Source organism: Mycobacterium sp. (assembly GCF_052144515.1).
In the GTDB taxonomy this organism is placed as follows: Bacteria; Actinomycetota; Actinomycetes; order Mycobacteriales; family Mycobacteriaceae; genus Mycobacterium.
Genome location: NZ_JBKQQD010000290.1, coordinates 1 through 25,789 on the forward strand (window position 1 = coordinate 1; position 25,789 = coordinate 25,789).

Here is a 25,789-nt window from a genome sequence, read left to right on the forward strand (position 1 = left end):
CTTTAGCACAGCTCGATAGCCAGGCTAACTACCGTGCTGAAGTGCTCAGACTTCAGTTTTTCTTTGAATTAGGGTGGCGACTCGGCCGAAGCTTTGCGCCGCCGCTGCGAGCGCATCCGGCTGGGAATGAACGTACGTCTGCATCGTGAACGACTTCGACGCGTGACCCAGCCACGCCGAGATGACCGCAATCGGTACGTCCTGAAGGTGCATGAGCGTGCCACACGTGTGCCGTGCATCGTGATACCGGATGTGGCGGATGCCGGCGGCCTTGAGCATCCGCGCCCATCGCGATGTCAGCGCGTGTGGGCTCAGCGCCCTGCCCCACTCGTTTACCACAACGAAGCCGCTCGACTCGTAGTCTTCGCCGAGCATCAGCTTGTCGGCCGCCTGGATCGCCCGGACGGAGCGCAGGCTCGCCGCCAAGTGGTCGGGTATCGGCAACGTCCGGCGCCCCGCGCGTGACTTCGGAGTGTCCTCGACGAGGTGCTTGCCGAACCGTAGCCGCGTCGATGCGATCGTTAACGTGCGTGCATCGAGATCGACGTCACTCCAACGCAAGCCAGCCACCTCGCCGCGCCGCAGCCCGGTTAGCGCGAGCTGCCATGCGATCGCGTACCGGTCACCGTCGATGTGATCGAGCACCTTCTGGAGCTCAGCTGGGGTGAACGTAGCGGCCGGCTTCGCGTCGGCAGGGATGCGGTCGACGAGCTCGGCGACATTTCGCACCACCTGCCCCTGGCGCATCTGATCCTTCAGCACCGCCGTAAGCAACCCGAGCATGTAGTTGATCGACCGCGGAGACCACGGCTTGCGCGTCTTACCGGTCGGCGAGGGGAGACCTCCAGCCCGGAGCTTCGTGACTAGATCGTCAAGGTGCCGCTTCGTCAGTTTCTGCACCTCGACTTCACCGAGCTCGGCCATCGCCGCTGCGAGATTCACTCGATGCCCGTGCAGCGTCGATGGCTTCAGTCCGTGCTTGGCGGCCAGCCAGTTCTCGCACGCCTCGGCGAGCGTAATTTTCGACGGATGAACATATGTGCCTTTGGCGACATCGCCCCGCACCGCATCCAGTGCTGCCCGAGCTTCACGCTCCGTCCTGTACCGCTTCCGTAGTTGCTTGCGCTTTCCGTCGACCACGCCGACGTCGACGATGAGTTGATAGCGAATAGTCGGTCGACCGCCATCACGCGCGGCGAGCTCAACTCGTTTGATCTGAGGCGGCAGTTGGCGACGTTCAGACATGGCGATCTGCTTAGTGGTCGCTGAGCGGCAGACTCATACTGCCGCCTCAGTGTGGGCGGCAACGAAGCGCTCGATCTCTGTCGAGGCCACTCGGCGCGATCCACCGATCCGGACCCACGCAAGCTGACCTGCGTCGAAGAGTCGGTAGATCGAAGAGCGCGAGACGCTCAGCGCCTCAGCCGCTTCCCGGATGGTGAGGAGCCGCCGAGGGTTGGAACGCCAGGGCTCCGGTACGTCGAGACCGTCCATCGCATGCTCCGAAATCGGTGTAGTCATGTTGCCCGCTCTCTGAGACGGGACTTCTACAACTGTAATTCGCAGCACCGACTGGTCCGTGCACAATCGTGCAGCGCGGCCGCGCTCGGGGTGAAGTCGTGCTACGTCGGTGCGACCCGCACGCGCTGTGGCGTCAGCGCCGGCCACTGGAGCCAGCGCACCGCAATGCCTCGGTTCACTCACCCGCTCCCTTCACTGCCCACCTTTGCTTCCATCCCAACTCGTCTCATACCATCCCCCGCTGCGCCACCTAAAATTGCAGCATCACAACGTATTTCACTACGTCTCACATCTTTACCGCACTCCAAATTTCTGCACGGCACATTTGCACAATGTGCGAGAATGGTTGTGGCACAGCAGGTGCCACAACCGCGGTCACCGGAACCGGTGCGCCACAGCCCCGGCGAGTGGGTGGATCAGGTGTTGACGATCTCCAAGCTCAAGCGGTGGTCGATCAACTACTACATCGACACCGCCCGGGCTGCCGAGACCGCCAGCCGTGATGTGGCACGCGCGGGCGGCGGGTTGGGGGAGTACTACTCAGAACACGAAACCCGCACCCCGACATGGCTGCTGGCGGGCGACACCTACACCGTCGCCACACTGGTCGGCCTCACTGATGACCAGTGCGCCGGGGGAGAGGCCGACTCAGGGCTGGTGGCCCGCTGGCTCGACGACGGCATCGGAGCCAATGGTGCGCGAGGGCGCGCGTTCGGGCAGCGCGGTGTCCATGGGTTCGACCTGACGTTCTGCGCACCTAAGAGCGTCTCACTCGTACGAGGGCTGCGCGGCGACGACGATGTGCTGTCCAAGGCGATCGCCGATGCCCACACCGTCGCGCTGTCCGAGGCGATGGAGTATCTGAGCGCGCATGCTGGCTACACGCGGGTGCACAACCCGCGCACCGGCGAAAAAGACCTGGTGCGCCTGCCCGGTTTGGCGGCGATCGCCTACCAGCACGAGACCTCGCGGTGCGGGGACCCGCACCTGCACACCCATGTCATCGTTCCGAATCGCCAGGCCCGCGCCGACGGACAACTGGTGTCCGTCGACGGGACCTCGCTGTATCACGAAGCCAGAGCGGCCGGGGTGATCTATCAAGCCACCCTGCGCCGCGAACTGCACCACTCCCTGGGCCTGGAATGGGCGCCTGTCGACCCCTCGACCGGGATGGCCGACCTCGCCGGCGTCGATCGCGGCACCATCACCGCCTGGTCGCGCCGCTCCACCCAGCTGCGCGAATGGGCCGCCCACCACCTGCACGTCATCGACAAACCCTTGACCGCAGCACAGCTGGCGGCAGCGCAAAAGGCGACGCGCCCGGCCAAACCCGAAGAACTCGCCTGGACGCAGCTAGTAGAGCAGTGGCGCACCGATGCGCGCGGCCTGCACCTGGACCGCGCAGCCTTCGACACCGCGCGCGCGGCGCGTCGCGCAGCAGCGCGCATCCCCTTCAACACCGCGCGCATCACCGACGCGGCCGAAAAGATCGACAAGGCCGCGTTCACCCGCGCCGACCTCATCGAAATCCTCGGCGCTCAGCTACCCGTCGACACCGAGCGCACCCCACGTGAGCTGCTGGAATCCGCGGTCGACGAGGTCGCGGTACGGCTCACCGCACCCCGGGCTGCACATCAACGCGAAGGCCACGAGCGCTTCACCCTCGACGCGATTCTCCACGAGGAAGCCGCGGTGCTCGGTCTCGTCGACGCGCGCAACGACCGCGCCATGCTGTGGATCAACGACGACGACACCGCACACCTGTCGCCGGATCAAAAGCGCGCCGTAGAGAACATCGGCCGCTCACCCTGGCTGATCCAGCCGCTGTCCGCGCCGGCCGGTGCGGGCAAGACCACTTCGATACGCGCCCTGCGCGCCGCCGCCCGCCGCCGCTTCCACGGCACCACGCTGGTGTTGGCGCCGACCGGCAAGGCCGTCGACGTCGCCGTCCGCGAAGGCGCCGGAGACCAGGGCCACACGATCGCCAAAGCCCTCCAGATGTTGCGCGACAACCAGTTAGCACTGAACCCGCACACCCTGGTGATCGTTGATGAGGCCGCCATGGTCGGCACCGCCGAGCTGCGCCAACTGCTGACCGCCACCACCGCCGCGGGGACCAAGACCGTCGTGGTCGGCGACGCCCATCAGCTGGCTCCGGTTAAGGCGCGCGGGGGCATGTTCGCCCAACTGTGTACCGATCTGCCCTGGACCCAGCACCTTTCGGAGGTGTGGCGGCTGCGCGACCGCGACGAACGCGGCGCCTCCCTGGCGCTGCGCGACGGGCACGGAAAGCGGCTGCGTAAAGCGGTCGGCTGGTATCGCAGCCACGGCCGGCTGCACACCGGTGACCAGATCGCGATGGCCGCCGACGCGCACGACGCCTACCTGTCCGACCGGGCCGCCGGCAAAGACGCGCTGCTGATCTGCGACACCACCGAGATGGCCGACGCGCTCAACCACCGCCTCCACCACGCGCTGACTGTCGAGGGCCCCGCCGTGCACGCAGACCGCGATCAACAAATCCGCAAGGGCGACATCATCATCAGTCGCCGCAACGACGCCACCGTTGATGTGCGACCCGGACCCCAGCACCAGCGCGGTGAACATGTCGGCCAGGTCCGTAACGGCAACCGGTGGCGGGTGGCCGGCCTCGATGCCGCCACCGGACGCATCGCCGCCGAACGACTCACCGACCAAGCCCGTGCGGTCTTCAAAAACGACTACGTGCGTGACCACATCACCCTGGGTTATGCCGCCACCGTGCACTCCGCCCAAGGCGTCACCGCCGACACCAGCCATGCTGTCGTCGGCGAAACAGCCAGCCGCGCCATGGCATACGTCGCGATGTCGCGTGGCCGCGACAACAACCACGTTTACATTTACAACCGAGCGGCCGGGGAAGGCGACCACGAGCACCGCCACCTGCTCGACGCCGCTGAGGTGCACCAGATGCGCCGGGGCAACAAATACGCCGCCGCCCACTCTTTGCAGATGATCCTGGACACCGACGATCGGCCCCGCACCATGCACGCCCAAGCCGAACGCGCCGCCGGCCACCAGCTGCCCCCGGCTGTCGCAGATCTGTTGGAACGCAACGATCGACGCCGCACCCAGCGGCGAGACGCCTGGCGCCGATACACCGCGGCTGAACGCGCCCGCAAGGCTGACAACCAACGCATCATCAGTTACGACCGCAGCCGCGATCTCAGTGACGATGGCTACGGGCTGGAGTTTTAGGCGATAGGTTGCGGCGCCCATGCCCGCTGTTGGGTTGCTGCGCGGGTGAACTCGGCGTGTGAGAACTTTCTGTCAGGAGAATGACCGCGACCTTGCCCGGTGCCGCGACCACGGTCCCAACCGTCCCAACATCCGTCGGCCTCATCCGCACTCATCCGCACACTCATCCGCACTGGGTTGTGAGGATTTTCATTACTGAGATCAAGACCAGACGGAGCGGTCGTCTGCCGCGGCCGCAGCGCGTACCTGCTCCAGGAGCTCGGGCGGGAAGCGAACGTGCACGGTGGCAGTCAGCCGGCGGGGCCCTGGTCCCTGGGGTTCCTGGTTTTCCGGGCGAGCGAAGACATTTCAAGGTTTGTGGCGCCCCCATGAAGCAAGGTGTCGATACCGGCGAGCGGCGTTCCATCCAGGCAGCGCAGAAAATCGTCCTCGGTCATCACTTCGATCGCTTGACCCTGGCCTTGTAGCTCAAACGCCCTCCTTGCCTTGGCGGTTAGGTTGGAGCCGGGGCAAAGTACAGCGGGGTTGATATCACCGATGATCAGCACGTTGGTTCGCTTGGTGGTTGACTTCTCGGGGATCGCCCCGACCCGCGAGCACTCGTCCCACGCGATTTGTCGAGTCATCGCCATAAGAGTGCCAGTGAATACAACGACCCGGCCGTAAAGGTAGCCGTCGGGGTCAGCGTCCTGATTCAATTCCGACCGGACCAGCGCCGAGCCGCCCGAGATCGCCACGCTGCCCTTATAGATGCCGCTATGCATGTGGCCGATGCAAACACCCACCGAACTGGCTAGCGCGCTGAGATCTTGGACGCCCTTCATGTTGGACAGTCCGCGAACAATGTCGACAACGGCACGTGCGTCGGAAAGTGGGTTGTGGTGGTCGGCGATGAGGCCACCCACCGCGTTAACGACGAAAGGCAGTCGGTACGACGGTAGAGATAATGCCCGGCGGGCGACACCCATCGTGCACAGGAAGCGCATCTCGGGCCATTCAATGTTGTCGGCCGCGCATGCGTAACGGATAACCCCGATGTCGAAACCGGCATTGTGGGCGACCACCACGTCATCGCCGATGAAGTGGACTATGGACGGCAGCCGTTCGTTCCACCGAGGTGCATTCGCAACCATCGCCGCCGTTATGCCGTGGATGAACGTGTTGTAGGCGTCGAAGTGGTCGACCGCCTCGGGCGGGCGCATCAACCAGCTTCGTTCCGCGACGGGAACTCCGTCCCGCACGCGGACCAGACCGACGGCACATGGCGAGCCGCGATATGAATTCGCGGTCTCAAAGTCGATCGCAGTGTAATTGAGCATCACAGCACCGGCTCGGGTTTAACGAGGGGCCCTAACCAGTCGTGGTTCCCAACGGCGAGAAAGATCGGCAGAGGGGCGATCTCGGCGAACGTCACGCGGAGAAACTCCGCCATGTCGGGGGCGAACCGTCCCTGTTCGTATAGGCCGCCACGCAGCAACGTCTCCCGCAAGGGCCGCCGCCGTCTCCGTGGTTGCTTGCCAGTCGCCCAGCGAAACGGCGCGTCGAGATGCACGTCAGCGAAGTGGAGCAACCTCATAAGATCGCCTTCCTACTTCGGCCACTTGTCCGGACGATCAAGCAAGAGAATGATCATCTGTTGGTGCTAGAGCTACGGGGAGCGGCCGTGGTGTCAGATCACCGCACGCGAGGTGCTGCCGCGACGTCCGAGCTACCTCGACCTTTGACCACACTTCCCCCAGCTCGGCAAGCCATTGGGCGACGGCGATGGTCTCGGCCACAAACGGGTCCGGATTCACTCCTCGAGGAGGTGAAGGAAGTGCTGCCCAGTCGAGAGGTTGCGGAAGCGAGGGCCAGTTGATGGGAGCACGGGGTTGGCCGGCGGCGGTCTTCGAATCGCGATGCAGTGCATCAAGTTCGGAAATCCTGTTCCGGATGGCATTCAGTGTCGCGTTGGGATCGATGTTGCCGACGGTTCTCTCTGCGAGCTCGGTCGCCTCTGTGTCCAGCCGACCACCGAACGGGAGGAGCAGCCGGGCTGCAAGCACATTGCGCAGGGTGCGGGCATCACCTGTAACCCACGCGCCGCAGAGGCGCGTCAGCGGTGTCGACGGGTTGATGTCGACGTGCCAAACAGCAGAAGCGCCTTCGCGGTAGCGAAACAATGCAATTACGTCGGCAGACAGCACCACGGGCCCCTCCTCGATGGTCGCGGCGATCATAAGCAGGGTCTCCGACAGCTTGATCGCGAATTGCACCATCTTCCGAAACTCTTACCGGTGTCGGATTCACGTGCTAGGACGATGCGACATGCGAGATTTGTCGGTCAATTCTTAAGGGGGGACAGGATGACGGTGCCTCCGGGCTGGTATGCCGATCCATGGCAGCAGGCTCACTCGCGGTGGTGGGACGGCGCACAGTGGACCGGATTCGTCGACGGCGCCGTGATCTCTGATCCCGCTCACGGGCAATCGGGTCAGACACGTCGACAAACAGCGACTCGTAAGGGCGACACACAGGGCCGGCACATCATCCTCACCGAGGAGTTCAAGCGAGCACTCGCACTTCTCGGCGAAGGTCGTCATGTTTTCCTCACGGGAAAGGCGGGCACGGGTAAGTCAACGCTGATTCGCCAATTTATGTCCGAGACAAACCGGAAGGTTGTTGTCGCCGCCCCCACTGGGGTCGCGGCCCTCAATGTTGATGGTTACACCATCCATCGCCTGTTCAGTTTCAGCAAAACGACGACCTTGGATGAAGTCCGCGCTGGCCGCTACTACCCCTCACGATTTGCGAAAACGCTTGCCTCGCTAGAGACCCTCATCATCGACGAAGCGTCGATGGTGCGCGCCGACCTCTTCGACATGCTGGTCGGTGCGCTCGAGCGATTTGGCCCGGCACCGGGAATGCCTTTCGGCGGCGTGCAAATTGTGCTCGTCGGTGACTTGTATCAGTTGCCCCCGGTGGTCACTGAGCAGGAAGTCGAGTACTTCTCGACTCGATACGAGACTCCCTACTTTTTCTCTGCCCACAGTTTCCAGCGCGAGACCTTTCCAACCGTCGCGCTGACAACGGTGTTCCGCCAGAAGGGCGACGAGCGGCTTACCTCGATCCTTAACGCGATCCGCGAAGGCGTGCTCCTAGCGCATGCACAAGAGCAGCTTAATGGCCGGGTCGATGCCGACTTCGTCCCACCTGACGATGAATTCTGGCTGACACTGGCGCCGACGAACCGGCTCGTGTCGGCCCGCAACCGCCAGCATCTTGAACGGTTGCCCGGCGACGAGGTCATACACCAGGCCAAGCAGTCCGGAGACCTAAGCCTCTTTGAGCCACCCACCGACGAAGAGCTGCGGTTTAAAGTCGGCGCCCAGATCATGATGCTTAACAACGACCAATCCGACCGTTGGGTCAACGGCACCATCGGTCGCGTAGCCAAAATCCATGAAGCTCAGGGGCTAATCGTGTCGGTCGAGTTCACGAACGGGACTGCCGCCGAGGTAACCGCTCACACGTGGGATGCCACGCGGCCGGTCATCGACGGCGGTTCCCTTCGCCACGAGATCGTCGGCTCCTTCAGCCAATTGCCTTTCAAGCTGGCATGGGCGATCACCATCCACAAGAGCCAGGGACAAACACTTGACCGGCTGATCGTCGACCTGACCGGCGGCACCTTCTCCTTTGGCCAGCTCTACGTCGCACTGAGCAGATGCACGTCGCTGGAGGGACTCGTGCTCAAACGGCCCGTGTTACCAAAGGATCTCAAAACGGATCGACGCATCGCACGCTTTCTGCGCGGCACAATCAAGGAAGACCACCCGCGTCGTTATTGCGCCATTGCGATTCTCACCGTCGGCGACGAAGGACGCATGTCGCGGCCCAGGCCCGTCGAACTGGCCGTGGCTTTTGACGACGGGACGGCCGTGAGCAGTGTGATCAATCCGCAACGAGATCTTGCCGATGCACGACAGTCCTATGGCATCAAGGTTTCTGATGTCCTTTTGGCCCCGACGCTTGCCGAAGCATGGAGTGTCATCGCTCCGATGCTCGCGGGCTGCACGCCCATCGGCGTCGGCATCGACGAGACGCTGGGGCTCATCGACTTCGAACTCAAAAGGCTCGGTCATGTCACGGCGATGCCTTTGGGGATCGAGGTGCCCCCCACGGCCCTGGAATCAACACATCGCCGAGCGCTCGCAGCCAGCACCGCGCTGGAACGAGCGTTCGCATTGCTCGACGCACGCGTGAAGGCGGGGGCCAACGACTCAAGTTCGACCCCCTTCGGCGAACCAGAGCAGTCCGAATCTTTCCTCGGCTATATCGTGAGCCGCTGCCATCAGGCTCCGACGCCGACTTCGGTCCACTTGCCTGCGCTATCGGCGATCCTGAACGTCAGCCGCAGTGTCGGCGAGATACTGCTCGGAGATGCCAAAGCGCACGAGGTGCAGGCTCGCATCGGCGCGCTGGCCGACACCCCATGGCTGGCCGCTGCACGCCACTCGGTTGCCGACCAGCTGAGGGCCGCGGCTTCGCGGGTCAGACTCACCAACGAGGCGATGTCGCGTCTGAGGGAGGCCGAGAAGCTGCTTGGTGTCGAAATTATCGACGATTCAGTCGAGACAGCGGGTGCAGGCGAAGACATCGCCTCGATTCTGGTACCAGGGGCACGGATTTGCTTCACTGGCACGGCACAGAACGCCGCGGGGCAAGTTTTATCGCGTGACGAAATGATGAGGATCGCGCAAGCCGCGGGCCTCATGCCGGTTAAATCGGTGACTAAGACGCGGTGCGAAGTCTTGGTGACCGCAGAGATTGGGTCTCAGTCGGGTAAAGCGCGTAAGGCTCAGGAACTCGGCAAGCCGGTGTTCTCCGTCGAGGAGTTCTTTGGGTGGGTCGACAAGACGCAGGCCAACACGACGCGGACCTCGTCCTAGTAAACGCCGCGCGGCAGCGAAAGGCCATGATCCACCTTTACTCCCCGCTGCATGGTTTGGGCCCCCACGAGACGATGACGAGTCCGCCGCGACCCGGGGACAACTGGACCATCACATTTGGGATCAGAACTGTTTCGGTTCGGATGTAGGCTTCCGTTTTCTATCAGTCCGGTCGCATTCGCAAGGTGCCATTTCAAAACCCATCGACGGCGGGGCGTACGTCGAGGCTCATCAGCCTCTGGAAGAGCTCAATCAGCTACCCAACGTTGCCTATCACAACATGTAGTCCGGGTTTCGCATCGCCGGGTGCGGTGCGAAACGTCTACTCGTATTGGCTTTCTGGGAGCATTTTGGGACCACACGTGATACGCGGCGGATTCTTCGCGGGTTCGAGATCCGACCCAGTCAGGCGACACAGTCCGACCGCCAAACTACGAAAAGGAAAGTGCGGCAGCGCGTATCTCCCGATACAGTCGGGTGGCGTAGCCAAGACGGTGTCGCAGCTGCTTCTCCAGGCCCGCGATGGGCACGAGGTTCTGAGGTGCGCGGCTGTCCTTGTACTCCACCGAGGCGAATCTCGCCAGTAGCTGCTGACTCGCATTTGCAAGGGCGACAGCCTCGGCGAGGTCCAGTGTCGGCGCGGCCTCCAACCGAACGACGCCGGCCCACGGCCCGGCCGGGGTGCAGGGCAACCGGAGATACCACGAATATCGCTGCCAGCCCGTCGCGATGGCAAATATCGGTGTCCTCGCGGCTGTCTCAAGCTCGGCCACGACGGCGTTCAACTCGGGCGGCAAATATTGGGCCTGATGCGTTTTCACGTAACCGAGGGCGTGGGGGAGGTGAGCGCGGTCGCGCAGCGGACCATCGATGATCAAAAGATTGTCCGCGACGGCGCCGTGGGAACCGGCAGCGGCCCGGGCTTGCACCGCGGCAACGATTTCCAGATCTGTCAGCGCGCGCTGGACGGCATTGCTCAGCGAGACCGCCAAGGCTACCTCGGAGCCTGCTACCACGCGATGGAAAACATACGTACTGCCCCCAATGGGGATGTGAGTTCCGGTGACGGCGGCGGTGAACAGGCCGCGGCGCACCTCACTGGTGATCAAATGCGCGCCGTGCTGGCAGCAGCAGACGACGCCGGCCGCATACGACGCGCAAATCCCGGCAACCGAGCGGCTGGCATCGATTTCGCCGGTTGCCGCGTCGTCGATCCAGACGCGTGCGTCGATCCGACGCACGCCGTCGACGAACAATAAGTCCCGCCTCTGCCCGTCTGGTTGAAGCGTCTGGATTGGCGCCCATTTCGCCGTTGACACCTCGATTGTGGTGTCAACCTGAACCTCCGACTGTGGCAACGCCTCCAGCTCGACTCCGGCGTCGTAGCTCGGGTCCCAACTGTCGACACTGAACCTCACCGTCTACCTCTTCAGATCCCTTGGCGCTCGATGTGCGAGCCGGCGCCGTCGCGGGTCACCTGGAAACGGACCGGTATCCGTTCGGCCAGTGCGGGCACGTGGGTGATCACGCCTACCATCCGCGATCCCGAAGACGCGAGGTTTTCCAGCGTTCCCGCGACCGTCTCCAACGTGACTTCGTCGAGCGTGCCGAATCCTTCATCCAGAAATATCGACTCTAACTTGCTGGCGCCGACCGCCGACAGCGATGTGACCTGCTCGGATAACGCCAGCGCCAATGCCAGGGCTGCCTGAAACGTCTCGCCCCCTGACAACGTTTTGACCAGGCGTGGCATGTCGGCATCGTTGTGGTCGATGACCAGCAAGTCGCGTTCGTCGCGGGTAAGGCTGAACTGTCCACCGGACAGGTCCATCAGGATCGCCGAAGCATCCAGCAGCAGCGTGTCGAGCGCGCTGGCGATCAGCCAACGGGGAAAGTTGTTGCTGCGCATAAGATTCGCGAGCTCGTGTGCGACGTCGGCCGCATCTTTGGCCGTCTTCATTTGCTGCTGCATTCGCTTGGACTCGTCGAGACGCTCTTTACCACGCTTCAGTGCCTCTTGGGCGGTCGCGACCGCGGAGGCGACCAGACCCGTCGCTTCGGTACACAGCGCTGCGGCATCCTCTGTCGACGGCGCGGTTATCCCTTCAGCTGTTAGCGCCTCCACTAAGCTCGACCGAGCTGCCTGTGCCCGCGTGTCAGCTTCCGACGCGACACGCTCGGCTGCCTCGACCTGCGTTCCTCGCGAGGACGCTTCTGCAGCGCTCCAGTCGGCGAGCAGTTGCCATCCGGCAGCGACGTCGGTGCCGGTGATCTCAGGAACACCGAAGCGTGTCAGCGGATCTCGGCTACGGCGCAACTGCTGCCAGCTGGCCTCGATGGCCGCTTCCACCTGGGCGAGCGCGTCTCGCGCCGCGGACACGGCTGTGCGCGCTTCGCCGAGTGCCGAGCTTGCAGCATTCACTTCTTCTTCCAACGCGATCACATGGTCAAGCTGCTTGCGAACGCTATCGACCTCAGGTGCGGCGGACAGCTGCTGGGTGAGCTCGGCCTCGCGTTGCTGCTTCATCTGGACTTGTTGGTCGGCCCGCTCCTTGGCGACCGCAGCAGCCGTGTACGCATTGGTCGACTCGGCGGCCGCGTCCTCGGCGAGTTTGCGTTGCTCATGACCGCGTGACGCGGCATCGTCAGCGTCGTTGGCTGCTTGCAACAGCAATTGGAGTTGGCTGGCAAGCGCATCGGCGGTCACCGAAACCCATGCCCTCAACTGGTCCCAGCCGCGCTGGATGTCGGTGTCGTCGATCGCCGGCGGGTTAAGCGCGCTCACGCTGTCGCGGGCCGCACCGAGCGCGGTGCGAGCTGATGCAGTGTCGTTGTCGGCGCTCGTCGCTGCCTGCTCGGCAGCGCGAAGACTGCCGCGGGCGCGGATGACGTTGGCATCGGCGGTCTTGCGCTTGCCCTCGATCTTTGCGCGCTGAGCCTGGGCCGCCGTGAGCCTCGCGTGTGCTGCGGACGCCTCCGCCGAGAGCTGGGACAGCCCTTCATTGCTCGCTTCTTCGCTGACGGGATTTCGCAGGATCACGCACTGATCCATCATGTTGAGCGCGGTGAGGTGGTCGAGGAGCTTGACGCGACGGTCTTCGCACCGTCGCAGCTGTTCCCTCCGCACCGCGATGGCACTGTTGCGCTCGACTTCGAGTTGCGACAGTGCGGCCGCCGCCTTCTTGGCCTTGTCTCGTGCCCGTTCGCCGGCCGACCGCGCGGCTTCAATGTCGGCGGCAACGGACTCGGGCGGTAGCTGGGTGATGGTTTGGCCGCAAACGGGGCAGTCGTCTCCCACGGTCAGTTCTGTCCGGATCGCAGCCGCCTTGTTGGCACGTTCCGCGTCGTGCAAGGCTGCTTCGGCTGCCGTGGCTTGCTCGGCTGCCTCTGCTACCTTCTGCTGGGCTTTGGCCAGAGCCGTGGTGAATTGTGAGCGCCGTGCGGATGCGGCGGCGTCGCCGGCGACAATGCTGGTGATCTCTTCTGCTTCGGTGACCGCGGCGGCCGTTGTTGCCGGGTCGGGGAGCTCTTCGAGCTCGTCGGCGGCGTCTTTCTGGACCTTCTCAGCTATGCTGAGATCCGATTTCGCCTGCGCGAGTTGAGAAGCTACGTCGCGGAGCGTTTCGCTGATAGCGTCGAGACCTTCCGGAACGCTGACTCGGTGCAACGCAGCGAGGCGATCTCGCGCCTCGACGTATTCGCGCTGTCGGAGCTCCGCCACGCGGTCGGCTTCGGTGGCTGCAGTCCGCGCGGTGTTGGCCGCGGTGTCCGCGCGTTCCCGATTCGTCGCGGCTTTCTGCAGCGCGGCGTCCGCAGCAGCGCCGGCATTGATGACGGTCGGTAGTTCGGCGCCGATCTGCTCAAGTTCAAGCCAGTTTGCAAGCGTCTGTTGGAGCTGGTGGCGCGGCGGCGCCGCTTGCAGCGCGGCGCGTGCCGTGCGGTCTCGCTCTTCGAGGCCGCTCTGCTCTGTCTCGGCGGTGGCTAACGAGGCTTTCTTCGCTTGCCGGGCTGCATCGAGGTCGGCGACCCCCGCCGGTACAACGACTGCGAGCAGCGCATCGAGTTCGGCGTTCAATTGTGCGACGCGCTCGCCTGCGTGGGCGACCTCCTCGGCTGCCCGCGTGAGAGCCGGGACGGCCACCGTGGTCATATGCGTTTCGAAATCTTTTGCTTTCGTACGGGTTTGGCGCAACGCGGCGACGTTGTCCTCTGTGTCGTCTGCATATCGGCTCAGCTGCTCGGTCAGGGTGTCGGCGCGCATCTTGTTGTCGCTGGCGCGGCTGTATGCCGCACGTTGGATGCTGTCGTAGATGCCATATCCGAGGAGGTTTTTCAGAATGTCCTGGCGGTCGCCGTCCGTGGCGTGCAGAAAGCGGGCAAAGTCACCCTGGGGCAGTGCCACGGCTTGGGTGAATTGGTCGAAGGTTAGTCCAAGAAGCTGTTCAACGGCTGTCGTGACGCGCGGGCTACCGGATTCAAGCGTGGTGGTCTCATCGTCGGAAGCACCGAGGGCAAGCGGCGACACGAATTCCTCCAGCCGGGCTTCCCTGACGGTGACAGCTTGTGTCTTGCCGCCGCCGCGGCGGACGTCGCGGACGACACTGAAGCGACGCCCGGCGAGGTCGAAGATCAGGCGAACCACGCCACGATTGGCCGTGGGGGCAAGCGCGGGGGCGACGGCGCTGCGGTTGTCCCAACGCGGGACGGTGCCGTAGAGCGCGAAGATCATCGCGTCAATGATCGTGCTCTTGCCGGCGCCGGTCGGGCCGACGAGCACGAAGAAGTCGGCGTCGCGGAAGTCGACGCGCACCTTCGTGCGATAGGAGCAGAAGCCGTCGAGTTCGAGCAGGACCGGGCGCATGTCAGCTTGCTGTCGCGTCCGCGGACGTTAGTTCGTCGAGGAGTTTGATAAACAGTGCATCGATGCGGGGATCGGAGATTTGGCGCTCCTTGCAGAACTCGTCGAACAGCTCGACGGGACTCCGATCGGTGCGGTCCGGGCGGGCGGTCGGTTGGGCCTTCTCGACAAATTCAGGATCGATGCGGATCTCTAGCGCGTTGGGGAGGGCTTCGAGCACGTCGTCCCGCAGACCGGCGCGGACGGGTTCGCGAATGTAGACGCGCAGGTAGTCATCGCCGAATTCGGGTGCGCCTTCGCGCAGCTCCTGAAGCGAGCCTCTGACGGTGCGCAACCGACGACCCGCGGTGATCGGCACCTCAGTTATCTTCGCTGGCGTGGTTGGTGAAACCTCAACAAGGAGAACCATGCTGGTGTTGTCTTGTTCGCCGAAGTCGACGGCGATGGGGGAGCCGCTGTAATGAACTGGGCAGGGCGCGGGAATGCTTTGCCGCCGGTGGAGATGTCCTAGCGCGACGTAGTGAGGGTCGGAACCGAAGACGCTGCTGGGCACGTAGTAGTCGAAGATGGTCTGGGCCGCGCGCTCTCCGCCGCCCATCGTGCCGCCTGTGATTGTCAAGTGCGCCATGATGATATTGATCGCCTCGGCCGTGAAGCCGGTCTTGAGGTGGCTGAGCATCGTGCGAACAAGTTCGTCGTACGCCGCGGCATGGAGGTCGGGCGTGCCGGCCAGCAGTTCTGCGGCTCGGACCGCGTAGCGGGTGGTCAGGAACGGCAGGACGGCGACGTTGACACGCTCACCCGTCGATCGGGCGTCGAACGAGACAACACCGCCGCTGTCCGCGGGGCGGACGTGGCCGAGCAGATGTATGCCAGCGGCCGCCATCAGCGGCCGGTAGGCGTCGAACGTGCCTGCGTGGTCGTGGTTTCCGGCCATCGCGATGACTTCCGCGCCGGTCCTGCGTAACTCGATAAAGGCATGGACGACGAGCCGTTGCGCTTCGGCTGACGGTGCCGATGTTTCGTAGAGGTCACCCGGCAATAGCACCGCGTCTACGTGTTCCCTTTCGGCGATGTCGACGATCTCCTTGAGGACCTCGGCGTGCTCCGCGAGCCTGCTGTGGCCCTTAAGGATCTTTCCGACATGCCAGTCGGAGGTGTGCAGAAACTTCATCAATTCCTCCGGGGCCGCTTAGAACGGTGCATCGTCAGGCACGGGTACGCGGGCTGGAAAGGCGCCGTCTTGAGATTCGCCGTCGGTTGACGATGGAGGCGTGGCGTCGTCGACTTCGGACAGCCGGGTCGCCCACGCCGGGAAGGGGAATTCGACCGCCAATGGGACCGGTATCGCGGGCTGATTGACGAACATGGCCCCCGGTTTGGCGATCGTGGCGCGCATTCGCTGCCCGGCTGGCAGGAATCCGTACTCGCTCCGAGAGGCCTCCGCTGCGTCGAGGCGCCCGATCACCTTGATGGCGCTATTGCTGATGATGCGACGCTCCACTTCGCTTGCCGTCTGCTGGGCACCGATCAGGATGATGCCGAGTGAACGGCCGCGCTCGGCGATGTCGAGCAGCACGTCCTTGATGGGGCTGGCGCCTTCGCGGGGCGCGTACTTGTTGAGTTCGTCCAGCATTGTGAACAGCAGGCTGCCGGGTCCGGCCGCTTCCTTCCGCTCCGTCTCGGCTCGGAGCACCACGCCCGTGACGAATCGCTGCGCCCGCTCCATGAGGTTGTGTAGATCAACGAGCGTCACCTGGTGGTCTTCGGTGCTGATGCGCCTGCCGGGACGGTCGGGAATGTCTCCCCGGATGATTTCGGACAGCGCGCGCTGGCTGGAGCGCAGCCGGCGCACGAAGGCGTTCGCGGTACCGGCGCCGATGGCGGGGCCCGCCCATGCGGCCATTGTGGCCGGATCGGTCACCCGGTCGCAGATGAGCTCCACCAGGTCCGTGTACGTACGGCATTGCTGTCCGTCAATCACGACTGCACCGTCGTTGCCGGCGGGCGTGGCGTCATTGCGCAGGCGGCTTGTCACCTGGTGCACGACCAGCGTGTACTGGCTGCGTTCGTCTTCGATGTCGGCGAAGACGTAGGGCAAGAGCTGCTCGGCGCAGAACTCCCGGATCGTCCACCAGAACGCGTTCACCCCGTCGGTCCGGCCAGCGACGTTTGGCCGGGCGTTGTTCGACGCCGCGACGGGCGGCGCAAAGAAACCGACCGAGGCGAACGGGGTTGCCGTTAGGTTCAGGCGGGCATAGGCGGCACGCAGCTCATCGCCCGGTCCCCCTCGCAGCCGTAGGTTGGGTCGATCCAGGAACAGCAAGTCCTCGCCTTTGACGGAGAAGATCAGCGCCTTCGCGTTGTGCGCGTTTCGGAGCACGCCGCTGGTGAAGATCGAGTGCAGCAGGAACAGTGCGAATGACGTTTTTGTGGCCACGCCGGAGATTCCGCTGATTGACACGTGGGCACCACGCGTGCCGTCGATGAAATCGAGGTCGACGTAGACAATCTCGCCGTCCCTGCCGGTGCCGACCGGGATACGCCGCTCCATCTGATCGAAATAGAGTGCTTGGAACCGCTCGGTTCCCGTGGCGCGACGCACGAGGGAACCCGGTCGGGGCGGAACGTAGAGCTGGGGCTCGACACGCGTGGTGGTCACCTCGGCGATCTCCTGCACCCTGGCAGGCAGCACGCCGTCGGAGATGAGGAAGACGTCGCTGCTGAAACTGGCGCCTTCGTGCCGCGAGCGCACCTGCGTGACGATGCCCGACGTCATCACCTGGCCGCGTTCCGGCACCTCGCGCAGCGTTGCCACGACATCGTCGAGCTGCAGGTACGCCTCGGGGTAGATCGCGACATGGAATGTCAGCGGTGTCGCGTCCTCTGTGCCGACCACTTGGCCGACCGCGTGAACATCGTGTCCCTCGTTCGTTTCGGTCGCCGTTGGGGGGGTGAACTCCTCGCCCCGTTGCTCTGACACTGTGCCGACCTCCCCCGGCGCGACGAAGTCTCGACTCGTGCCGACGGGCTCCGATTCTATGATTTACACCTGATTTGCCGCAGGGTTTCCGCATCCTGTCCGTGCGATGGACGGCTTTGCACTACATGAAGCCACGCTCAACGATCGGCGCGTCTGGTAGACGAAATCGCGTCGCGGGTTTCTTGGCAGCGTGCCACCATAGCGATGTGGCGGGCGTTGAACAGCGGACACCCTGCGCCGCCTGTGACGTCTGCGGAGGCTGTGTCACTGAGGGATCAGCATGGCAAGACCATGATGGTCACCGTTACAACGCCCACTGGGACTGCTACCAACGCGCGGAACTAGAGCGCCGTGCTCGCAACGCGGCACCGACCGCATCGGAGCGCAGCAGACGCGCGTACACAGACCATCTGACACGCTCGATTATTGCTCCCGGGTGGCCTCTGGCTCTGGTGTTCGCGACCAAATGCTCTACGCCGGCTCGGCCCGCCGGACCTAGCCTTCGACAATGAACGCTTGGCAGCCCCGCACCGAAGCGGAATGGGACGAGTGGGAGCGCGGCCACCGATCACCTCCGCAGCGGAAAAACGCCAGCCGCCTCAAACCACCTAATCCGCCGTCCGTTCCTCCGCAGCGGGGCGACTTCGCGTGGCAGTCCGGCGACCCCTCGTCCACAGCGCCGCGATGTCCACAGTACTGGGCGCAATTCACCGTGCACGGCGAAGTCGACATCTACCACGTCATGTTCGAAGACGTCATAGGTCAGAAACTGACATGCACATGCCCGGCCTTCAAATTCAGCGGCCACACCCACTGTAAACACATTGACCGCGTGCGATCCCACGGCTGCTTCGGCGATGGCCCCAACGACCTCCCCTCCCTAGGCATCACCATGGAAACAGACCACCCAACATTAGAAAGCAAACCAGCGCGACCACCACAGTGCTGCAAACTATGCGGCGAGCTGATGCGCGTTCCGGCGGTACGAATGGTCGACGACCTCGGCCATCAACTGATCCGCGTTCAATTCCACAACAACGACATCGGTTGCGCATACGCTTATATCGGCGCACCACTGAACATCGGCGATAAGGTGGCGGTCCCAAATCAGTGGACCAAAACAGGGACACTGCACGGCACTGTGGTTGGTTTCGGAAGTGACTACGCAGGCCCGCTGGTTGAACTAAGCGCGACTCTAATCATAGAAAACTGGCGTGGAGTGCCATTCAGGAAGCTCTCCACGAATACCATGCGGAAACAGCCCTGAACTACAGTGACCCGACATTAGCCGAACAGTCGCGCACACGTGCGAACACCCTTCCATAGACCTGGGGGTCAAGGGCGTTTCCCCCTTATCCGCTTTGGTTCGAACCCAGCTGTACGCCGATCTATTCGACTCCGACATGGACTCGGTCGCCGAAAAGATAAACAGACTATAGGCGCGGGAAGTCACGGAGACGCGCTAATCTCACGGACCCAATTCGACAAGGAGGTCCCTTAATGAGTGACATCACCGGGCAGATAGCCGAGGCGATGTGGAACGCCTGTCAAAACCAGACACACCACGGCGGCGCGTGGACAAGTAACGGACCCCCGCAATGGGTTCGCTAAGCCGCCGCTGCCGTGGTGGAATGCGGGCTGACGCAGAGAGCTAAAAGTGGGACGGCCGTTGTTGGGCTAATGAGATCCGCTACGTCACCGAGTGGTGCGCGACGAATACTCGGGGCATGACGCCGATTTGTAGTCATATTGTAGTCACGGAGTAGTCACAAACTACCGACGTTCGTCCCAAACACGCCATTGACCAGTCATTGCTTTACGCTGTGTCGGGTGCGCGCCGAGGTGCAGCCTTCGTGGCTGACGCCTCATTAGCCGGTGCCTCAGCAGGCGCGCCTTTGGCTGGGTGACGCGCCTTGCTGGCAGCTTTCGCCGCGCGGACACCGGCCACCTCGTCGCCACCAGCGTCGGCTTTGGCCTTCTGGGGGGCCGCTATTACGTCCAGGTACGCGGCGACGTGTTTACCGATCGATTCGCTCTGACCGAACAGGTCTGACTGCGCAATAAGACTACGTAGCTCATCTTTGTTCACATATTCAATCGTGTGGCCACCGCCAAGATTAACTTCGGCGCTAGGAAGCGCGCGCCCGGCCCCAGTCCAGCTTTCATCCCATTCTGTTGGAGCGACCGTAGGCAACCACCATGCGTCAGTCATCGAAAGCCGCCCAGGACACCCCTGGCTTAGCCGTGGGGTGGGCGGCTTGAGCATCGATCTCGAATGGATCCTCTTCGTCGAGCAGGTCCAGATCGAACAATTCGTCCGCCACATGCCAACTGTAGTACAAACGGATACAAACATCTGTGCTGGTTGGGGACTTTGCCTGGCCGTTCGCGGAGCTAGCTTTTGACGACAGTTGTGACGATAACCGTGACGACAGTCGCTCCCTCAACCACTACCGCTACAGCAGCAAAATGCATTTATCGTGCCTGGTCAAGGCGCCTGCCCGCTCCTGGCAGTGTGGGGGTCTAAGGAAGCCCGATGTCCAGAATCGCCTGGCTGCTGAGCGGCCGGCAAGCTGGCTCATTTGGGAACAAATTTGGGAACAAAACAAGGTGGAACCGCCCACAATCGGTGCTATGTGGCGCAACGGGCCAGACATACGAAGGCCGTTGACCTGCGCTTTTGAGACTAAGCGGACACGGGAAAATCCCTGGTGCGTAGCTCATAACCCAGCGAGCATGGTTCGACGGGCGCCAGCACTGTTACGTCGCGCAACACGTCGCCGCATATCTCCAGGACAGGGACAGCTCGCGTAACCCTGGATCGACAAAGCGCATTTCACAAGCTGTTTTTGCAGGAAAGCGCGGGGGTTCGAGTCCCCTTAGCTCCACACAAGTTTTCCCAGCTAATCGCTGGTTTCCCGCTTAGCTGGCACCCCCTCATTTTGCCCCCGGTCCCTGTCGGGTCCCTGGCGTATGGTCCCGGCCAGTTGTGTTGGCCAGGCCGAGAGGGATCAAGAAGCGATGAACAGCAACAGGGCGGTCATCATCGACCGCTGGATGAACAAGGACGGCAAGCGAACTGGACGTTACGGCGTCGGAATGCGTTGGCGTCGCGCAGCACGCGCAGGTTAGGTTGTCGGTGCGCGGGGTGGAGCTGGCCGTCAAGCGCCAGCTGGCCGCCCGGCAAGGTTCGCTGCTCAACAGCGACGACCAGGCCGACGCGGTACAGGTCGAGCGATTCGAGTCCCTGTTCCGGGTGGCCTACGGCAAGGCGATGGCGGGCGATATGCGGGCACAGGAGCAGTGCCGACGCCTGCTGGTCGAGCTTGGCCGGTTGCGGGGCCTCGAAGCAGCGGGCGCGCTGTCGTTCCCTGCGCCGCCGGTCGACGACGAGGACGACGATGACGACGGCCTGGACGATTTACAGCGGTGGCGGCTGGAGCGGGCAGCTAGATACGAATGAGAAATCGCTTATGCGCTAGCCAACCGACCCGGGCGGTCCGGTCTCCTGTTTGTTGACAGTTACTCCAAAGAGCGCCGGCCACGCGAGCCCTATCTGCAAAGCGATCTGGTGAGAATGGACAAGAGCATCACCCTGTATCCAAGCAATCACGCCGCCCAAAAAAGTACTTCCAGCGACACCGACCCAGAACATGGGCGCGCGGAAACGCTCCGGAACCCCGTGTTTTCCAACGAATTGACGCTGCAGGATGAGCGCTACATTCGCGACGATCTGTGTGCTTAATCCTCCGGCGGCACCGAACAGGAAGACCGAAGCTGTGCCAGTAACCGCGTACATCGCCTAAAAGTCGTCGTCCATCGCGCTGAACCCGAGGACGGCTTTCAGCCGCGCGAGCCTTTCTTGGCGAGTGGGGCCTTTAGCCTTGAGTCGATACCAGTCCGGGTACGAGCGTTCTTGCCCTAAGGGTCGCCTCACGGCCTCACCTAGGCGCTCAAGTTCTTGCCTGACCATCTCGTCGCTCACCCCAAGCTGATCGGCGAGGGACGAGACGGTTCGGAAATCGGTTAGCGATTCCTCCAGTGCTTGCACTATGCGCTTGGACAAGGCGGGCTCGACCACTTCAAGGGGTCCATTACGTACTAAACCTAAGGCGGACAACACACGCGCGTGGGCGCTGCCTCCTCCGTATATGAACCATTGCCCAGTGCCTCGTGCCTCGTGCGCCGTGACACTCGATGGAACGTTAACGATGGCATAGGCGGCAAACATAGGTTCCATAGCTTGGTGTGCTTTGGCGAAGTCGGTGGCTGGGAGCGGAGCGCTGTGCAGCGCAAGGCCCCTAGTTAATACACTCTCCAAAGCGATGACTGCAGGATCAGCGAGCCCGAAATTCGAACTCCAGTGACGCGCAAACTCCCGGTACGGGCTGCCCGCACGGGGCACGAGCGCTGAAGAACCTGACCCGCTCGAAATGGCTTCTTCCACAGCAGCTTTCGATTCGTCTCCGACGGCCCAGCCGTCCGCACCAGCAGGCCAGCACTTGGTGTCCACTACGACTCTTCCTCCATCGCCTCTAAGACCACGACGTTAGCGTTCTCGATCAGGCGCTGTGATGATTTGTCCTTCTTGAGAGCCTTCTCGATCTGAGCTTTAAGCTTTTTCAGGTCGGCAGTGTCAAGCGCAAAATGCGTTTCATGTCGCTCGCCATCACCTGCCGTATACGTGAAGCGCAAAGTGTGATTCACGATTGCGGCTTGGATGCTCGGATCCTCAGCATCATCATCAAACACAGGCCGGATATCCGAGAGAATCCGAGTGTCAGTAATGATGCGCTCATACTCGTTCCTCAGGCTAAGGGCCTTCGCGAAGCGCTGCACCGCCGCGTTTTGCACTAGCGCCGTAACGCCAGCTCCTTGTTCCTTGATCCCCAGTGACTCCTTGAGCGCCGATACAAGGGACTCGGGAGGTATGCGATAACGACGCCCAGCAGCCATCAAAGACATGAGGGCTGAAAGAGCAATGCGTCCGTCGATGCCGCGCTTGTCTAGGAGATCGGTGATAGAGGCGAACGTCCCGTCGGACTGGTCAATCTCTTTGGAGAGCTGCTCACCAGCATCGGGATCTAGCTGGAGCAGGGGCGCTAGCACATCGCTGTCCCGGTCGGGAATCCGAAGACTTGGCAGAGCCGGTCACCACCTCTCAACAAATGTGTTCAACAGCAGACGCTCAGGCCTAGCTTGCGCACTTACTAAGTGGGCTCGCAGAGCGGCTCGCGCAGACGCTCTGTCAGGCTATCCACTCATCCTGAAGCTCGGCTACCCAGTTCCTCGGGTTTCGCCCACGGCGATCGTCGGTTAACTTGCCTGTCGCTTTCGAGATTAGCCGACGATGCCAGAGCTATCGGCGAAGCTTGCTTAGCGACGCGTGTGTCACTTCAGTAACACCGGAAACACCTCTAGCACTTCAAAGACGTAGGCGGCTCTATGTCAACATCCGTCCTCTGAGATCTCCTGCCGGCAGATACCAGTTCAGACGGCCAAAAAGATAGCCGAGCGCAACAAGCGTGCCGAAGACAACAGTTGGCGAGCGGGTCTGTCGGTCCCTGCTGGGTCCCTGCCAGAGTTCATCGCAGCTTTTCGGTACCAACAAAACCAACGCGCTGACCTGCAGTTTTCCAACGCAACCAACGCCTCTCAGGAAAACAAAAGCACAGGTCGACTCGTTCGCATCGAGTAGGTCAGGGGTTCGAATCCCGTTAGCTAGACGCCGTCCGCAGAGCGTGCGAGATTTCCAACGGCTGGGCGCTACACACCCGCGCCGAAAGCGTGCAATGAGAGCACTAGCCGCGCTCCCGGTCGTAATCTTCGGTGTTGATGACTACAGACACGTCGGTCGATGACCCGTTTCTCCCGCTTGCATTCTCCCTCTTCTCAAATCCGGGCGCTTATGCGATTTTGGCCGGCGCCGGGGTCTCTAGGGGTGCCGGGCTCCCGACAGCGTGGGACATTGTCGTTGACCTCATCAGCCAGATTGCCGGCGATACCGACGATGGCGGCGATATCGACGCTGATACTGCAGCAGGTTGGTACGAAGCGAAATTTGGCCCCACTCCGACGTACAGCGACGTTGTCGAGCAGCTAGCCCTAACTCCAACCGAGCGTAAGAGCCTCCTGCGCAAGTACTTCGATCCTACGGAACGCGATGAAAACGAGGCCACAGGTCCGTCAACTGCGCACCGCGCGATAGCGCGACTGATGCAGGCAGGAATCGTCCACATCGTCCTTACCATGAACTTCGACAGACTCTTTGAGCAGGCGCTTCACGAGTTGAACATCGAACCCACTGTTGTCGCAACCGAATCGGATGCACGCGGACTCGCACCGTTGCATACCGTCCAGCACTGCATCGTGCATCTGCACGGCGATTACCTCAACGCCAATTCGATGCGAAATACCACTGCCGAGCTCAGCGGATACGGGCGTTCCATGAACGCTCTGCTGAGGCGGGTGTTGAGTGATTACGGATTGCTCGTCGCTGGCTGGTCAGTCCAGCATGACCATGCACTTCGCGAAGCTGTTGCCGCGCATCATCGGTCGATCTTCACAATGGGGTGGGTCTCTCCCGGCCCACTTACCGAGGCAGCCAGCGACCTCGCTGTTGGCAAGAAGGCACTGATCTTGTCAACGACTGCCGACGATGCTTTTGGACACCTCGCGGACCAGGTCGAAGCGATGCGCGAGCGGCGCGCTCGTCATCCCCTGTCGCTGAGCGTCGCGGTGAACCGCATCAAGCGTGATCTGGGTCAAGAGGGCCCGGCGATTGCAGCGCACGACATGGTGGCTGCGGAATTCAGTCGACTGCGTAGCCAGCCCGCGTTCAATCTCGAAAGGTATATGGATGAAGCGGCATACCCCTCACTACTTGAGCAAACGGTCGAAGCGAGTCGAGTACCCGCCGCCTGTGTGGCTGCCCTTGCTTACTGGGGCGAAGATGACGACCAACGATGGTGGATGCCTGAGATCGAGCGGTTCTCTCGCCCCTTTGTGCGGGCAAGCGGATTGACCGGGCTTTTGGAGCTGCCTTTGGTTACCGGGTCAATTCTGTTCTATGCCGCGGGTGTTGCGTCGGTCGCGGCTGAGCGGTTCACCCGCGTGGCCAAGCTGTTTAGTCTTCATGGTCAACGAGCGGGTTCAAGGCCAGCGCGTTTGGTGCGGGTCCTTGCCCCGACTGGATTCGCGGAGCGGCCAGTGCCCTTCTACCAGTGTGTTGCCGCCGTCGCTGGCGAAGCGCTGGGGCTCGGGGTGGACCCAATCGATGACGCGATCCAGGTTTTTGAACTCCTGCGGTTGTGCACGCTCGTTATCGACATCGAAGGCTTTCAGGAAGCCGTCGGCGAATTCGAAGTCCGCGACCGCGAGTACAAAGAGTTATCCGCGATCGACGAGGGCAAGCGCCATGAAGCCTGGATCGATCGCCAACGTATGGTTGACCGAGTTGCTGATTGGTGTCGTTGGACTCCACGCGGAACCCATTTGTTCGTGTCAGAAAGGACATTCGACCCGAGCGACGGTCATTACAAGTGGGGGAACCCCCTCGCTGAGCGCCTCGCTGATGAGGTCGCACGATTGGGCGACCGCCATCCGCTGGCGAGCGGATGGGACATGCAGCCGACTGCTGTGTACCTCGCGCTGAAAGGTGTCAGTGTCGCGATTGGTCGTTGCGGACATGAGTTACAGATGCAGTACACAGGCTTTTTGCCTGATGAATTTTGGCTTGATACAGGTCGGCCGCCCGGCCAAGAGTGAAGTCAGACGGCCGGCGGCCAGTCCCCGGCGTCCCATTGCGCAGCCTGAAGCTGATCGAGCCGGCGCCGCTCAAGCCATCGCATCTCCGCGACCCCCTTGTGCGCGACCCGGGACGGCAGCCGATCGACCGCCTGTCGAGGCCCATGACCCACCAAGCTGTGGTTCGAAACGCTCGACCATGCATCTTAGTTTGAGGCGACAGGTAATGAGCGGCACGGGCAGACCATCAACAAAGGGCCGTCATTGTCACGGCGTTGTCACAACCCGCGCGCTTCGCGCGGATACATGATGACATCCTCTGAAATCATCAGCGCAGGTGACGGGCTCGTGAGGCATATTGCGACACCGGAAGACACCCCGCCCTGCGGACTGTAAATCCGTCGGCTAACGCCTACCCAGGTTCGAATCCTGGATCTGCCACCAAGCTCAGGCCCGCCTTTCAGCGGGCCTGACTGCGTTCAATGAGGCTGACCAAGCGGGCTAGTGCGCGAC

Annotated in this window: 18 protein-coding genes and 1 tRNA gene; 8 read left to right on the forward strand and 11 right to left on the reverse strand. The window is 62.6% G+C overall.

The window, feature by feature from the left end; all coding sequences use genetic code 11:
* Positions 1-45 precede the first annotated feature (45 nt).
* Together ACLP9N_RS19085 and ACLP9N_RS19090 are read right to left on the reverse strand one after the other, a co-directional pair.
* A complete protein-coding gene (locus tag ACLP9N_RS19085) occupies positions 46-1,245 on the reverse strand; it encodes a tyrosine-type recombinase/integrase (protein WP_442408882.1) in 1,200 nt (399 codons plus the stop codon).
* Positions 1,246-1,278: 33 nt separating this feature from the next.
* Complete coding sequence (locus ACLP9N_RS19090; RefSeq protein ID WP_442408883.1) at positions 1,279-1,521, reverse strand: helix-turn-helix domain-containing protein; 243 nt, start codon at positions 1,519-1,521, stop codon at positions 1,279-1,281.
* A 420-nt stretch (positions 1,522-1,941) separates the two neighbouring features.
* Here ACLP9N_RS19090 and mobF point away from each other — a divergent pair, with 420 nt between their 5' ends.
* A complete protein-coding gene (gene mobF, locus ACLP9N_RS19095) occupies positions 1,942-4,758 on the forward strand; it encodes a MobF family relaxase (RefSeq protein ID WP_442408899.1) in 2,817 nt (938 codons plus the stop codon).
* A gap of 290 nt (positions 4,759-5,048) precedes the next feature.
* Here the strand turns inward: mobF and ACLP9N_RS19100 are convergent, their stop codons facing one another.
* From ACLP9N_RS19100 to ACLP9N_RS19110, 3 genes are read right to left on the reverse strand one after another with little or no spacing between them, the layout of a single operon-like run.
* Entirely contained in the window at positions 5,049-6,077 is a 1,029-nt protein-coding gene (locus ACLP9N_RS19100) for an exonuclease domain-containing protein (RefSeq protein ID WP_442408884.1), read from the reverse strand.
* Complete coding sequence (locus ACLP9N_RS19105; protein ID WP_442408885.1) at positions 6,077-6,334, reverse strand: hypothetical protein; 258 nt, start codon at positions 6,332-6,334, stop codon at positions 6,077-6,079. Before ACLP9N_RS19105 ends, ACLP9N_RS19100 begins: the two co-directional genes overlap by 1 nt.
* Positions 6,335-6,371: 37 nt before the next feature.
* A complete protein-coding gene (locus ACLP9N_RS19110; protein ID WP_442408886.1) occupies positions 6,372-7,016 on the reverse strand; it encodes a hypothetical protein in 645 nt (214 codons plus the stop codon).
* A gap of 87 nt (positions 7,017-7,103) precedes the next feature.
* Here ACLP9N_RS19110 and ACLP9N_RS19115 point away from each other — a divergent pair, with 87 nt between their 5' ends.
* On the forward strand, positions 7,104-9,689 hold the full coding sequence (locus ACLP9N_RS19115; RefSeq protein WP_442408887.1) for an AAA family ATPase: 2,586 nt from the start codon (positions 7,104-7,106) through the stop codon (positions 9,687-9,689).
* Between the two features lie 431 nt (positions 9,690-10,120).
* On the opposite strand, the gene ACLP9N_RS19120 is transcribed toward ACLP9N_RS19115, so the two are convergent.
* From ACLP9N_RS19120 to ACLP9N_RS19135, 4 genes are read right to left on the reverse strand one after another with little or no spacing between them, the layout of a single operon-like run.
* Positions 10,121-11,107: a hypothetical protein gene (locus ACLP9N_RS19120; protein WP_442408888.1), complete on the reverse strand. Its 987-nt coding sequence runs from the start codon at positions 11,105-11,107 to the stop codon at positions 10,121-10,123.
* A gap of 11 nt (positions 11,108-11,118) precedes the next feature.
* Positions 11,119-14,550 (reverse strand): AAA family ATPase, encoded by a 3,432-nt coding sequence (locus ACLP9N_RS19125; protein ID WP_442408889.1) that lies wholly within the window; start codon positions 14,548-14,550, stop codon positions 11,119-11,121.
* 1 nt (position 14,551) lies between these two features.
* Positions 14,552-15,721: an exonuclease SbcCD subunit D gene (locus ACLP9N_RS19130; RefSeq protein WP_442408890.1), complete on the reverse strand. Its 1,170-nt coding sequence runs from the start codon at positions 15,719-15,721 to the stop codon at positions 14,552-14,554.
* Between the two features lie 18 nt (positions 15,722-15,739).
* Positions 15,740-17,530, reverse strand: coding sequence for an ATP-binding protein (locus ACLP9N_RS19135; RefSeq protein WP_442408891.1), 1,791 nt, complete (start codon positions 17,528-17,530; stop codon positions 15,740-15,742).
* 508 nt (positions 17,531-18,038) lie between these two features.
* On the opposite strand from ACLP9N_RS19135, the gene ACLP9N_RS19140 reads away from it, so the two are divergent.
* The 4 genes from ACLP9N_RS19140 to ACLP9N_RS19155 all read left to right on the forward strand — a co-directional run bounded on the left by ACLP9N_RS19140 (position 18,039) and on the right by ACLP9N_RS19155 (position 21,275).
* Positions 18,039-18,797, forward strand: a complete 759-nt coding sequence (locus ACLP9N_RS19140; RefSeq protein WP_442408892.1) for an SWIM zinc finger family protein — start codon at positions 18,039-18,041, stop codon at positions 18,795-18,797.
* A 636-nt stretch (positions 18,798-19,433) separates the two neighbouring features.
* Positions 19,434-19,583 carry a hypothetical protein gene (locus ACLP9N_RS19145; RefSeq protein ID WP_442408893.1) on the forward strand — a complete coding sequence of 50 codons (150 nt, stop codon included), beginning with the start codon at positions 19,434-19,436 and terminating at the stop codon, positions 19,581-19,583.
* 1,086 nt (positions 19,584-20,669) lie between these two features.
* Positions 20,670-20,993 (forward strand): hypothetical protein, encoded by a 324-nt coding sequence (locus ACLP9N_RS19150; RefSeq protein WP_442408894.1) that lies wholly within the window; start codon positions 20,670-20,672, stop codon positions 20,991-20,993.
* A gap of 114 nt (positions 20,994-21,107) precedes the next feature.
* A complete protein-coding gene (locus tag ACLP9N_RS19155) occupies positions 21,108-21,275 on the forward strand; it encodes a hypothetical protein (protein ID WP_442408895.1) in 168 nt (55 codons plus the stop codon).
* A 57-nt stretch (positions 21,276-21,332) separates the two neighbouring features.
* Here the strand turns inward: ACLP9N_RS19155 and ACLP9N_RS19160 are convergent, their stop codons facing one another.
* Both ACLP9N_RS19160 and ACLP9N_RS19165 read right to left on the reverse strand, forming a co-directional pair.
* Positions 21,333-22,043, reverse strand: coding sequence for a hypothetical protein (locus ACLP9N_RS19160; RefSeq protein WP_442408896.1), 711 nt, complete (start codon positions 22,041-22,043; stop codon positions 21,333-21,335).
* Positions 22,043-22,639 (reverse strand): hypothetical protein, encoded by a 597-nt coding sequence (locus tag ACLP9N_RS19165; protein WP_442408897.1) that lies wholly within the window; start codon positions 22,637-22,639, stop codon positions 22,043-22,045. The genes ACLP9N_RS19160 and ACLP9N_RS19165 overlap by 1 nt, the downstream gene beginning before the upstream one ends.
* A 726-nt stretch (positions 22,640-23,365) precedes the next feature.
* Here ACLP9N_RS19165 and ACLP9N_RS19170 point away from each other — a divergent pair.
* Entirely contained in the window at positions 23,366-25,297 is a 1,932-nt protein-coding gene (locus tag ACLP9N_RS19170; protein ID WP_442408898.1) for an SIR2 family protein, read from the forward strand.
* A gap of 331 nt (positions 25,298-25,628) precedes the next feature.
* Positions 25,629-25,720, forward strand: a tRNA-Tyr gene (locus ACLP9N_RS19175).
* The last annotated feature ends 69 nt before the right edge of the window (positions 25,721-25,789 follow it).